Source organism: Amycolatopsis sp. WQ 127309, from assembly GCF_023023025.1.
Lineage (GTDB): Bacteria > Actinomycetota > Actinomycetes > Mycobacteriales > Pseudonocardiaceae > Amycolatopsis.
Map to the genome: position 1 here is coordinate 11,062,663 of NZ_CP095481.1, position 12,171 is coordinate 11,074,833.

Genomic DNA, 12,171 nt, shown 5'->3' on the forward strand with positions numbered 1-12,171 from the left:
CGCGTTTCCGGGATCACGCCGCGAGCGGCTTCTCGTCACCGGCCGGGACGGGCGGTGCCGCGGTGAGCTTCGCTTTCTGCTCGGCCTGCTCGGCCTCGAACTTGATCCGCGACTTGTTCGAGAAGTGCAGGCCCCACAGGAAGAGCCCGCGGATCAGGCACACCGACGCGGTGGCGAAGAACAACCCGTAGGCGATGTGCGCGGCGGTGAAGAAGCCGTACATCATCGCGACACCGGCGCCGAAGGCGAACTGCGAAGCCGGCTTCGACGGCGTGGTGCCCGGGTCGGTCACCATGTAGTTCGTGTAGAGCACGAACGCGATCCCGGTGCCCATCGCCAGCGCGCCCGGGATGGCCGTGCCGAAGAGCACCCCACGCAGGACGGCCTGGATGACGAAGAACGACAGCCAGCCCCCGATCAGCCACATCCGGCCGGTCAGCAGCGAGTTGAGCACCGTGCCCGAGATCAGGATGATCGCCACGATCAGCCAGCCGATCCAGGTGTCGACCTTCTCCGAGAAGTGGTACGGCGGCGTCATGTTGACCCACGGGAACACCAGCAGCATCACGGTGATGCCGAAGTTCGACGGGTTCATGTAGTGCCGCATCCGGCCGAACACCGGCGCCTGCAGGACCCACTTGGTGCCGACCGCGACGATGACACCGAAGATCATCGCCCAGATGTGGTCGTTGACGTAGGTCAGCATGTTCAGGGCCAGCGCGGTGATGTGCGCCGGGAACAGGAACTCCACCAGGCCCTTGAACCCGCCGCCGCGGTAGCGGACGGGCCGGTTCGTCACGCGGGCGTTGATGGTCTCCAGCACGATTTCCGTGGTGTAGGAGACCGCCAGCGCGACGAGCGGGTAGAGCCACGGCTGCTCGAACCCGAGCACGGTGTAGCCGAGGATGTTGAAGATCGAGATCGAGATGGCGAAGCGGCGCAGGGCCGTGATGACCTTGTTGGTCCGCTTCGGCGGTGCAGTGTCCACTTTGGTCGTTATGGGCGTCACCATGACGTCACATCTCTTCCTTCGCCTGGGTACCGAGCTGGTACATGTGGCAGCCCGGTGCGAGCTTCAGGTCCTGCGTGCGCAGCTGCCCGGTGCGGTCCCGCCACTGCAGGTGCACCGCCAGCGGACCGGTGACGTCGGCGCCGAGGCCGATCTGGACGTCGAAGCTGCGGCGGCCGGAGTGCCCGCTGCTGCCGTCGACGCGGCCGACGTACTTCTTGCCGTCCGCCGTGGTCACGGTGGCCTCGGCGCCGATCGCCGGCGAACCGGCCGACGGCAGGGGCCCGGGCGCCACGGGGGCGTCGGTGGTCAGCTTCAGCTGCAGGAACTTGCCGGTCTTCGGGCTGTCGTTGTGGTAGTAGATCGGCTGCTCCCACTGCCGCGCGACGGCGAAGTCCGGCAGGCCGTCACCGTCCGCGTCGCCGACGCCGATGCCGCGGGTGGGCACCGGGACCGCCAGGCCCAGGTTCGGCGCGAGGTCGACGTAGGTGCCGTCCGCGCGCTTGACGAAGAAGTGCAGCGTCTGGTCGCCGGCGAGGTCGTCGCCGGGACGGGCGTTCGGCCACCAGAACGGGTTCGACGTCACGCCGTCGTTGGCCACGGCCAGCTCCTGCAGCTGCGGCCAGCGGTTGACCTGGCCCTTGATGAAGCCGGTGGCCTGGGCGATCTGGACGTCACCGCTGTTGTTGAAGTCCTCGATCTTCGGGTCCCAGCCCCAGCCGGACCACGCCGTGCGCGTCTCGCCGCTCTCGTCGTGGAACGGGGCCACGCCCTGCTGCAGCTGGCTGCGCAGGTCCGTGAGGTCCTTGGCGGTGTTCACGAACTGGTAGTTCGACTCTTCGACACCCCACGAGGTGGTGATGTTGCTGACGAAGATGTCGTACAGCCCGTCGTGGTTGAAGTCGCCGAAGTCGACACCCATGCCCTTGAACGAGTCGTTCCCGAGCACCTTCGACTTCGGGTCGGTGAACCCGCGGACCCCGGTGACCTCGCCGAACTCGATGCTGCCCGGCTTGGACTTGTTGTAGAGCAGGTGGTCGTGCCCGAAGTCGTTGGCGATGTAGAGCTCCGGCAGGCCGTCGGCGTCGATGTCGGTGGCGCTCGCGCCCAGCGACCAGCCGGAGCGGGCGTTCGCCGGGATGGCCGTCGAAGAGTCCACGAAGGACACCGACGGGTTCGTCCCCGCGGTGGCCCCGGTCCAGCGGTAGATGAACTTGCCGCCGCCGTTGTTCGCGTGCGACATCGACTGGTTCATCGTGATGCCGCCGTCGGCGTTCGGGTCCAGGACCTTGCTGTCCGGGAAGTAGTTGCCGATGAAGACGTCCACGTGGCCGTCACCGTCGAAGTCGCCGATGGTGGCCGCGTTGGTGTTCCACAGCGGGCCGTTGTACTTCCCGTCGGGGCCGCGCAGGTTGCCCGGCACCAGCTCGGTCGGCTGGAACGCCGCGGGGGACAGCTTGGTGGCGCCGGCCTTCTGCAGGAACACGACCGGCGTGCGCCCCCAGTAGTAGGCCATGACGTCCATCCGGCCGTCTTCGTTGAAGTCGCCGGGAACGCAGCCCATCGGGGCCATGTAGTCCCACGTCGGCAACGGCGCCGGGTCGAGCGCGAACGGCGCGTAGCGGTCCTGGCCCTGGCCCGGCACCGGCGTGACCACGACCTGGTCACTGCGCGGGTCGACCAGGCAGATGTCGTTGGCCAGGCCGTCACCGTCGAGGTCGTTCATCGCGATGCCGGCGCCGGTCGAGGACATCCAGGCCGAAATGTGCTCGTACTGCTTGTTCAGCGTCCGGACGTTCTGCGACTTCGCCGCGGCGGGCAGCGCGATCGTCATGGGCGTGAAGTGGAATTGGGCTGCCAGCTGGTCCTGCTCGGCGGCCGAGACGCTCGGCAGGCGCGCGACGAAGAACATCGTCAGCACCAGCGCGATCGCCACGATGCCCGCCAGCTGCCGGCGCAGCCAGCGCGAGGTCGCGGTCATTTGTTCACTCCTCCGTGAGTCAGCACTTCATCGGCGATCCGCTGCCGCCAGGTCTCGAACGCCGGGAGCTCGCCGTCGACGACAGTCGCCGGCCACACCTCCCGGGTGATCGCCGCGGCGCGCTCGGCGGGCAGGCCGCAGATCGCCCGGGTGGCGACCTCGGTCTCCGGCAGCAGCAGGCCCGCGGTCACCCGCGCGTCGGCCGCGAACGCACTCCCCTGGGCGAGCTGCCCGCGGTGCTTACCCGCGCGGCGGGCCAGCTCGGTCAGCTCGTCTTCCTTGACGCCGCAGGCGTAGGTCGACGCGAGGCCGACCCCGGCGTAGAGGTCACCGTGGCGAGCCGGGTCGAACCCGGCGATGGTCTTCGTCACCAGGTCGACGTCCGTGCCGCAGATGAACCACAGGGCCCGGCCGATGCCCTGGTCGATGGCCCGCAGCGCGTAACCGCTGTACTCCTTGGCCGGCCAGGGAAAGCCCGGCTCCTGGTACTGCTGCCGGACGTACTTCTCGGTCTTGAAGTACGCCTGGTGGAAGCCGTAGCCGTCGAGCACCAGCCACCGCAGCAGCGGGTCGAACCGGTCGGCCTTCGGCCAGGCGAAGCGCGGCAGCCGCGCCATCGCCCAGCCGGCGCCGACCAGGATGATGTAGTGCTGCCGCGCGCCACCCGGACCGGCGATGAAGTCGTCGACGTGCCGCCGGCTGCCGAAAGGCAGCCCGTCGAGCATCGCGTAACCCATTCCCGCGCCCTCGTAGGCGAATCCGCGGAACTGCACCGGAATGCGTTCCAGCCATTCCTCGCACTGCGCGGGATTGCGGGACTCGACGGCGTGCGCGTAACCGAGCAGGAATTTCTTCCCCACCGTTTCCAGCAGCTCCTGAGCCTGCGGGCTCTTCTTGTGGAAACCACGCTTGTCCAGCGACGTCTCCGAGTCGTCCGGTGTCAGGATCCGGCGCCTCAATGCGCGCCAACCGTCGCCCAACGCATTCCCCTTTCGGGCTACGAACATCTTCCGATACTCGATTCAACTGTCACAGATTCCACTCCGGACGGTCTACTCCACCGTTGCCGCCGGATTGCCCGGCCCGGATTCAGCTCGCCGCGCGTTGTGCGTGCGGCCGGAATTCCGCCCGGATCGCGGCCCGCCACAGCTCGTACCGCGGGAGCGGGCCGCCGTCGTCGCCGACCGCCTCCGTCCGGTCGGAGATGGCCTGCAGCTGCCCGACCGCGAGGTCGGTGAGCACGCCGGCGGCGAGGTGGGTGTGCGCGGGCACGTACCCGGCGTACGTGCGGGCCTTCACCGCGAACACGACGCCGAGCGCGAGCTGGTCGTAGTGCTCCCCCGCGGCGTGGCGCAGCCGGGCCAGGCCGGACTGGTCACTGCCGCCGGCGAACGTCGCGGCCAGCCCGACCCCGCTCCACAGGTCCGCCCGGCGGGCCTCGGGGAACCGCCCGACCGCTTCGGCCACGGCGTCGGAGTTCCCGCCGTTGATGAACCACAGCGCGCGGCCGACCCCCTGGTCGAACGCCCGGCCGAAGTACTCCGGGCGGCCCGCCCACGGGTAGGGCACCGGGTCCGCCTGCTCGCCCACCCACTTGTCCGTGTCGAAGTAGGCGCGGTCGAAGCCGTAGCCGTCGACGGCGAGCCAGCTCATCACCGGGTGGTAGGTCACCCCGGTCAGCTCGGGCAGGATGTTCTTCCACAGTGGCCGCGGCAGCCGCGCCATCGCGAAGCCGATCCCGATGTAGGTCAGGAAGATGTGCGGGCGCCCCGGCCCTTCCAGCAGCGCGCGGGTGCGGTCGCGGCCGCCGCCCGGCATCGCGTCGAGGATCGTGTAGCCCATCGTCGCGCCTTCGTAGGCGAAGCCGCGCTGCTCGGGCTCGACCAGCGCCAGCCGGCGCTCGATCTCCCACAGCGGCGCACCTTCGATGGCCCATTCGAACCCGCACACGACCGCCTGCGGCACCGCCTCCAGCCGGGCCGTCGCGTCGGTGTGGGTGACCGGGAAGCCGCGCTCGGCGAACCCGACCGAAGCCAGTGATGGAGCCAGGAACCGCTTCCGAAGGACTCCGATTACCGTGGACATGACGTGGTCGTCCTCTTCTCTTCGGCGGATCAGGCGACGGCGCGCAGGTGCGGGTGCTGAGCGGCCCGCATGCGCTGGGTGAACGGCGACTGCTTCGAGGCCAGGGTGATCGCGATCGGCGCGTCGGTCGCGGCCGGCGCGCGCAGGCCCACCCGGCCGGTGGACAGGCCCTCCGCCGTCACGGTCACGCTCGAGTAGCCGATCGAGAAGCGCGGCCCGCCCAGGCCCGGCTGGTGCTGCGCGACGGCGATCGCCGTCCACCGCCCCGCGGGCACGCCGTGGATCGACAGCTCTCCCGAGCTCATGCCGGCCGAGCCGCCGAAGGCGACCGGACCGCACTGGGGCACCGGGTCGGCGAAGAGCCCGACGAGGGTGTCCGCGGGCGCGGCGTCACCCGGCATGTCCAGCCGCATCGACAGCACACCCGTGCCCGACTGCAGCGAAGCGCAGCTGCGACCGGCCGCGCGCAACGTGCGCAGCGGCGGAAGCCGTTGCAGCGTCGGCGAAATCGCCACGAGCAGCTCGGCCACCTGCGGTTCGCGGTACTGCGTCGGCGTCAGCCCGACCGCCCGCGAGAACCGGCTGGTGAACGTGCCGACACTGCTGTAGCCGACACTGCACACGATGTCGGAGACGTTCAGCGACGTCGTCAGCAGCAGCCGCTTCGCCTCGAACAGGCGCACGGCGGTCAGGAACCGGCCCGGCGTCACGCCGGTGGCGTGGGCGAACATCCGGGAGAAGTGGAACCGGCTGACGAACACCTCGGAGGCCAGGTCCCCGAGCGTGATGGGCTCGTAGTAGCGCTCCTGGATCATGGAAATCGCCTGCAGCACCGCGGGCCGGACCGACTTCTCCACGCGCTCGATGGCCGGTGCCCGGGGCTCATCGTCGAATTCGCTCTCGTATCCGACAGCAGCTATAGACCGCAACATCATGCGTCCAACCTCGAATTCCCCTGATGGCAGTTCTCCTGGTGCCCAGGGAAGACGCCGCTGCTTGCAGTTCGATTGACGAGCGGTCGAGGCCTACCAGGCGAAACGCACTCGGCCGGACGGCGTCCGAGCGGCCACGGGGAATCCACATCGACCGGACCGTGTGGAACGCACGGCGCGCGGGTGCGGGACGCCCGCACGTGTGGAGTGGGCGGTCCCGGCGCGCCCGTGCCTGGTCCGTTCCAGCGAACACCCGCGAAGACGGACGACCAGGGTAGGCCGAATGGCGGACCGTGCAAAACGCACACCGCGAACCTGCGTGACGCACGTGAGCACCCGACAAACGCACCTCGACTCTGGTGGGTGCCTCACTGGCCGCCGGTCCGGCTCTCTGTCACATTCAGGGAGAAGCTCGGTGTCGGCCGTCCCGCGACACGAGCGGCACCACTGGGGAGTGCGGGGGCGCACTGAATACGCTGGAGGCCAGTCATGTACTCCGAATCGCCGCCACCGCCGGACGACACCGGGGTGACGTTCACCGTCCTGGGGCCGCTGGAAGTGCTGCGTGGCGGGGTCGACTACGCGCCGACCACGCCCAAGGTGCTGCAGCTGCTCGCCGTGCTCGTGCTGCGCCCGGGCAAGATGGTACACATCGACACGCTCATCCGGGAGCTCTGGTCGGACAACCCGCCGCGGACGGTGCGCACGACGCTGCACACCTACGTCTACCACCTCCGCCGGTGCATCGACCAGAACGGGCTGGCCGCCGACGGCGAGAAGATGCTGGCCACCAAGCAGTCCGGCTACACCTTCTACATCGACCCGACGCGAGTGGACACCCACCGGTTCATCCGGCTGCAGCAGCTCGGCCACGAACACCAGGACGCCGGACGCCACGCCGCGGCGGCCGACGCCTACCGGGCGGCGCTCGACCTCTGGTCCGGGCCGCCGCTGGCGAACGTCCACTGTGGACCGGTGTTGTCGGCCTACCGCACGGAACTGCTGGAGCAGCGGCGCAGTGTGCTGCACCTGCGGATCGAAGCGGAGATCATCAGCGGCAAGCACCGCGAGCTGATCGGCGAGCTGCGGTCGCTGGCCACCGGCAGCCCGCTGGACGAAGCACTGCACGGGCAGCTGATGCGCGTGCTCGGCCGCAGCGGGCGCCGGTCCGACGCGATGGCCGTCTACCGCCGGCTGCGGTCGCGGCTGGCCGGCGAACTGGGAGTCGAGCCGTGTGACGACCTCCAGGTGCTGCACCGCGAGCTGATCTCCGAAGGGGATCACCGCTGACCCACCGCTTTGCCCGGCTCCGGCCGTTTCCGTCGCACGCCCGAGAACGAAGTGAGGAAGTCCGATGTCTGCTCCGCACACGCGTACCTATGGACAGTTCTGCGGCATCGCCCGCGCACTCGAGCTCATCGGCGAGCGCTGGTCGCTGCTGATCATCCGTGACCTGGTGCTCGGCGCGAAGCGCTACGACGAGCTGCAGGCCGGTCTGCCGAAGATCCCGCCGTCGATCCTGTCGGCCCGGCTCAACGACCTGGAGGCCGCCGGCGTGCTCCGCCGCCGCGTCCGCGCCGAGCTCGACGCCGGTCTGGTCTACGAGCTGACCCAGTACGGCAGCGAGCTCGACCACATCGTGCTCGACCTCGGGCTCTGGGGCGCCCGCTCGCTGAACGCCCCGAAGGCCGACGAGGTGTTCACCCTGGACGCGGCGATCCTGTCGCTCTACACCACGTTCCGCTCCGACGCCGCGGAGAACGTGCAGATCAACTTCGAGATCCGCTACGACGACCGGATGATCGTGCACGCGCTGGTCGAGAACGGCGCGGTCAAGGTCGGCGAGGGCCGCTTCCCCGGGGCCGAGCTGGTGATCGAGGCGGCGGCCGGCACCGCGCTGCTGGACCTGATGAGCGGCCGGCTGACCGCCGCCGACGCGACCCGCACCGGCAAGCTCGGCATCGAAGGGGCCGTCGCGGACCTCGAGATGTTCGCGCAGCTGTTCCACATCCCCGCGGCACCGGAGCCGGCGACCGGCATCGTCGTCCGCTGACCCGGCGACCGGGTCAGGGCCGGGGTTCCGCCCGGCCGGCCCGGTCCGCACGGGCCCGCAGGTACCGGCGTTCCGGTCCGCTGTCGGTCCGGTCCGCGGCCCGGAGGTAGTGCTCGCGCGCGGCGGCCGGGTCACCGGCGCGTTCGAGCAGGTGGGCCCGCACGGCGTCGGCCCGGGCACCGACGCCGGGCGGGCCGTCGAGCTCGTCGAGCACGGCCAGGCCGGCGGCGGGCCCCAGCACCTGGGCGAGGGCGACGGCGAGGTTCACGGTCACCACCGGGCCCGGCACCAGCTCGCCCAGCACGCCGTAGAGCTCGACGATCTGCGGCCAGTCGGTCGCCTCGGTGCTGGGCGCCTCGTCGTGCAGCGCCGCGATCGCCGCCTGCACCTGGTACGGCCCGACCGGTCCGCGGCCGAGCGCGGACCGGATCAGCCCGGCGCCCTCGGCGATCATCGCCGCGTCCCACCGGCCGCGGTCCTGCTCGGGCAGCGGCACGAGCTCGCCGTCCGGGCCGGTGCGCACCGCCCGCCGCGCGTGGGTCAGCAGCATCAGCGCCAGCAGGCCCGTCACCTCGCCCTCGTCCGGGCGCAGGGCGTGCACGGCGCGGGTCAGCCGGATCGCCTCCGCGGTCAGCTCGACGCGCAGCAGGTCCTCCCCCGACGTCGCCGTGTAACCCTCGTTGAAGATCAGGTAGAGCACCTGGAGGACGACGCGCAGCCGCTCCGGGAAGTCGTCCGGCGACGGCGCGCCGAACGTCGAGCCCGCGGCGGCGATGGCCTCCTTCGCGCGGGTGATGCGCCGCGTCATGGTCGCCTCCGGCACCAGGAACGCCTTCGCGATCTGCGCCGTGGTGAGCCCGCCGACCGCCCGCAGCGTGAGCGCGACCTGCGAAGGCTGCGACACCGCGGCGTGGCAGCACAGGAACAGCAGGGTCAGGGTGTCGTCGGCGTTCGCGGGCCGCTCCTCGCCGGGCCCGGGTACCGCGGCCGCCGGTTCGCGCGCGGCGGCCGACTCCTCGCGCCGGCGTCGCGCGCTCTCGCTGCGCCACTGGTCGGTGAGCCGCCGGGACGCGACGGTGACCAGCCAGCCGCGCGGGTTGTCCGGGACGCCTTCGCCCGGCCACTGCTCGCTCGCCGCGAGGAGGGCCTCCTGGACGGCGTCCTCGCACGCGTCGAACCGGCCGTACCGGCGCACCAGCGCGCCCAGCACCGAGGGCACCAGCGGGCGCAGGACCTCGGCGACGGCGGTCACGCCATGGGGACTTCGGCTTCGGCGCCGGCGAAGAAGACGACCTCGCGCACCTCGACGCCGAGGCCGTCGAAGGCGGTGTCCGGGATCATCGCCGCGAGCTCGACCGCGCGTTCCCTGCTCACGCACTCCACGAGGTAGTACCCGGCCAGGAACTCCTTCGTCTCCAGGAACGGGCCGTCGGTGACCGCGGGCGGGCCCGAGCGCCCGCGCACGACGGTGGTCTCGCCGGCCGGGGCGAGCGCCTGCGTGCTGATCATCTCGCCGGATTCCCGGATCGTGCGGATGAACTCCCCGTGCCCGGTCTTGATCGCGTCCATGTCCCGCTCGGACAGCTTCGCCATCACGTCGGGGTTCAGGTACATCGCCAGCAGGTACTTCACGTCCCGGCTCCCTTCGGCCACCGCGCCTGGTCCGCGGCCCGACCCTAGCCGAGGCGCGCGGAGCCCGTGATGCCACGCCGCAAGCGGGAAGTGGAGTCATCGCGGTCGCGCCTGCCAGCCTGAACCGGGGCAGTCGCGGTTTCCCGGCACCAGGAGGTGGCACCGATGGCCGACGTGTTCACGGAACTGCAGGCCGAGACCGAGGCGCTGGCCGAGCTGGCCGAGCGCCACGGGCGCGGCCCCGGTCCGGGACCCGACATCACCGGGTACTTCGCCCGGCTGACGTCGACCGCGCGGCTGGTCCGGCTCAGCGTCGAGAACCCGGGCGTGTTCGGCGTGACCCCGCAGATCTCCTACGACTCGCTCGACGAGGCGATCCTGACGTGGCTGCTCGAGCAGCGGAAGGCCACCGCCCTGCTCGCCGCTGCCCCGAAGGACCAGCAGCTGCCGTGGAGCGACGGCCCGCTGCGCCCGTCCGTGCTCGCCGCGGCCGTGCTGACCGAGGTGTTCGCCGCCGGCCAGGACATCGCCGACGCGTTCGGCGTCCGGCCCCGCCGGGACGACTCCATCGGCCACGTCGCCTACTACGGCGTCCGCACCAGGGACCGCGCCTACCTGCGCCGGCAGGCGACGCCGCCCGCCGAGCAGTTCCGGTTCGAGCTGCGGGCCCCGTCCGGCGCGCGGTGGGACTTCGGGCCGGAGGACGCCACCGACCGCGTCGCCGGGCCGGCCGAGGACTTCTGCCTCCTGGTGACCGGCCGCCGCTACGCCGAAGACCTCGCGCTGACCTTCACCGGCGGGCGCACGGCCGAGTGGCTGGAACTGCTGGAAGGCTGAACCTCACCCTGAGCGTCACTCGAACAGCGCCGGGTCGCCCGCGCCGACGCGCAGGATTTCCGGCTCCCCGGAGGAGAAGTCGACCACCGTGGTCGGCTCGACCCCGCAGTCGCCGGAGTCGAGCACCGCTTCCAGCTGGTGGTCCAGCTCTTCCTTGATCTCCCAGCCCTGCGTCATCGGCTCGCCCGAGCCGGGCAGCAGCAGCGTGCTCGAGAGCAGCGGCTCGCCGAGCTCGGCCAGCAGCGCCTGGGTGACGCGGTGGTCCGGGATGCGCACGCCGACCGTCTTCTTCTTCTCGTGCATCAGCCGCCGCGGCACCTCCTTGGTGGCGGGCAGGATGAACGTGTAGCTGCCCGGGGTGGCCGCCTTGATCGCGCGGAACACCGCGTTGTCCACGTGGACGTACTGGCCCAGCTGCGCGAAGTCCTGGCACACCAGGGTGAAGTGGTGCCGGTGGTCCAGCTTGCGGATGGTGCGGATGCGGTCGAGCCCGGCGCGGTTGCCCGGCCGGCACCCGAGCGCGAAGCAGGAGTCGGTCGGGTAGGCGATCAGCCCGTCGTGCCGGAGGATCTCGACGACCTGGCCGAGCGCCCGGCGCTGCGGGTTCTCCGGGTGCAGGTCGAAATAGCGTGCCATGACCGCAGAGCCTAGGGGCCACCCGGAACCCCGGCACGACGGCCGGGCCCCGGCGAAGTCCCCCGTCACCCGACCGGGCCCGGCGAGGACGGCAACGGCCAACTCACCGCCCGCAGCGGCGTGTCGGCCGCTGCGGGCAGCGCGTGACAAGCACTGGAACGACTGCCGGAACCTGGGGCGAAGGCGGAGCTCGTCTCCCAGCTTGCGGTTCCGGTGGCGAACGCTGGGCCCGCCCGTGCAGCGCGGTCACAATCCGAAGAGGGACCGCAGCCAGGGAGGACGAGTCATGACGAAGCCGACCGTGCTGGAGCTGGACCGCCCCCGGGTCGTGGCCGGGGCGCACCACCTGTTCGAGGGCCCGCGGGGGCTCGTCTCCCTGGCCGGGCTGTTCGGCCGGCACGACCGCCTGGCCGTGCACCACCCGATGGCCGACCACAGCGGCCCGGCGGACGTCGTGCCGCTCGCCGACATCGCCACCGCCCTGCACGGACCCGGCCTGCAGCTGGCGCTCGTCTCCCACGCGCCCTACGCGAAGGTCGAGCAGTACCGGCGCTACCTCGGCTGGGGCGTGCCCGCGTACTCGGCCGCCGGCACGGCGTTCACCGACGACTTCCCGGCGACCCGGCACGTGCCCGGCGCGGGCGGCGACTCGTGGGACGACGAGTCCGGGCTGAGCTTCTTCCGGCTGGCCGGCGGGCAGGTGCTGCACATGGGGTCGGTCACCGTGCCGCGGCTGGGGTTCCTGGGTCTGCTCGCGGAGCAGGGCGGCTATCCGCCGGCGCCGGCCGGCCGCTGACCGCTCTTCTCCGCTCCGTGACGGCCATTCGGCCGAATCCGTCGTCGGAACGGTGTTCCGCGCTTCTCTTCGTTTGCGGTGTGCTCTGGTACGTTAAGATCAGCCGTAAAAGAGCCACCCGTAAGAGAGCGACACCGCGCCCGGACCGGGCGTCCCGGCAGGCACGTCGCCGCGCCGATCCCGGAGGGGGCACCTGATTGTCTCCGGTCA

General features: G+C 71.1%; 12 protein-coding genes. 4 read left to right on the top strand and 8 right to left on the bottom strand.

Annotated features, from left to right (window positions below):
- Window positions 1-13: 13 nt before the first annotated feature.
- The 5 genes from MUY22_RS49120 to MUY22_RS49140 all read right to left on the bottom strand — a co-directional run bounded on the left by MUY22_RS49120 (window position 14) and on the right by MUY22_RS49140 (window position 5,932).
- Window positions 14-1,012 (bottom strand): enediyne biosynthesis protein, encoded by a 999-nt coding sequence (locus tag MUY22_RS49120; protein ID WP_247055516.1) that lies wholly within the window; start codon window positions 1,010-1,012, stop codon window positions 14-16.
- Window positions 1,013-1,016: 4 nt separating this feature from the next.
- Window positions 1,017-2,990 carry a CRTAC1 family protein gene (locus MUY22_RS49125; protein WP_247055518.1) on the bottom strand — a complete coding sequence of 658 codons (1,974 nt, stop codon included), beginning with the start codon at window positions 2,988-2,990 and terminating at the stop codon, window positions 1,017-1,019.
- Window positions 2,987-3,997, bottom strand: coding sequence for a DUF1702 family protein (locus MUY22_RS49130; protein WP_256475265.1), 1,011 nt, complete (start codon window positions 3,995-3,997; stop codon window positions 2,987-2,989). The genes MUY22_RS49125 and MUY22_RS49130 overlap by 4 nt, the downstream gene beginning before the upstream one ends.
- 82 nt (window positions 3,998-4,079) lie before the next feature.
- On the bottom strand, window positions 4,080-5,075 hold the full coding sequence (locus tag MUY22_RS49135) for a DUF1702 family protein (protein WP_247055520.1): 996 nt from the start codon (window positions 5,073-5,075) through the stop codon (window positions 4,080-4,082).
- A 29-nt stretch (window positions 5,076-5,104) separates the two neighbouring features.
- Entirely contained in the window at window positions 5,105-5,932 is an 828-nt protein-coding gene (locus MUY22_RS49140; protein WP_371827567.1) for a helix-turn-helix transcriptional regulator, read from the bottom strand.
- A 564-nt stretch (window positions 5,933-6,496) separates the two neighbouring features.
- On the opposite strand from MUY22_RS49140, the gene MUY22_RS49145 reads away from it, so the two are divergent.
- Entirely contained in the window at window positions 6,497-7,297 is an 801-nt protein-coding gene (locus tag MUY22_RS49145; RefSeq protein WP_247055522.1) for an AfsR/SARP family transcriptional regulator, read from the top strand.
- 64 nt (window positions 7,298-7,361) lie between these two features.
- Window positions 7,362-8,060, top strand: a complete 699-nt coding sequence (locus MUY22_RS49150) for a helix-turn-helix domain-containing protein (RefSeq protein WP_247055524.1) — start codon at window positions 7,362-7,364, stop codon at window positions 8,058-8,060.
- A gap of 13 nt (window positions 8,061-8,073) precedes the next feature.
- On the opposite strand, the gene MUY22_RS49155 is transcribed toward MUY22_RS49150, so the two are convergent.
- Window positions 8,074-9,312: an RNA polymerase sigma factor gene (locus MUY22_RS49155; RefSeq protein WP_247055526.1), complete on the bottom strand. Its 1,239-nt coding sequence runs from the start codon at window positions 9,310-9,312 to the stop codon at window positions 8,074-8,076.
- Window positions 9,309-9,692, bottom strand: a complete 384-nt coding sequence (locus MUY22_RS49160; protein ID WP_247055528.1) for a YciI family protein — start codon at window positions 9,690-9,692, stop codon at window positions 9,309-9,311. The genes MUY22_RS49155 and MUY22_RS49160 overlap by 4 nt, the downstream gene beginning before the upstream one ends.
- A gap of 165 nt (window positions 9,693-9,857) precedes the next feature.
- Between MUY22_RS49160 and MUY22_RS49165 the strand changes: the two genes are divergently transcribed.
- Window positions 9,858-10,529: a maleylpyruvate isomerase family mycothiol-dependent enzyme gene (locus MUY22_RS49165; protein WP_247055529.1), complete on the top strand. Its 672-nt coding sequence runs from the start codon at window positions 9,858-9,860 to the stop codon at window positions 10,527-10,529.
- A 15-nt stretch (window positions 10,530-10,544) separates the two neighbouring features.
- On the opposite strand, the gene MUY22_RS49170 is transcribed toward MUY22_RS49165, so the two are convergent.
- On the bottom strand, window positions 10,545-11,165 hold the full coding sequence (locus tag MUY22_RS49170) for an L-threonylcarbamoyladenylate synthase (protein ID WP_247055530.1): 621 nt from the start codon (window positions 11,163-11,165) through the stop codon (window positions 10,545-10,547).
- 286 nt (window positions 11,166-11,451) lie between these two features.
- On the opposite strand from MUY22_RS49170, the gene MUY22_RS49175 reads away from it, so the two are divergent.
- Window positions 11,452-11,961, top strand: a complete 510-nt coding sequence (locus MUY22_RS49175) for a DUF899 family protein (RefSeq protein ID WP_247055531.1) — start codon at window positions 11,452-11,454, stop codon at window positions 11,959-11,961.
- The last annotated feature ends 210 nt before the right edge of the window (window positions 11,962-12,171 follow it).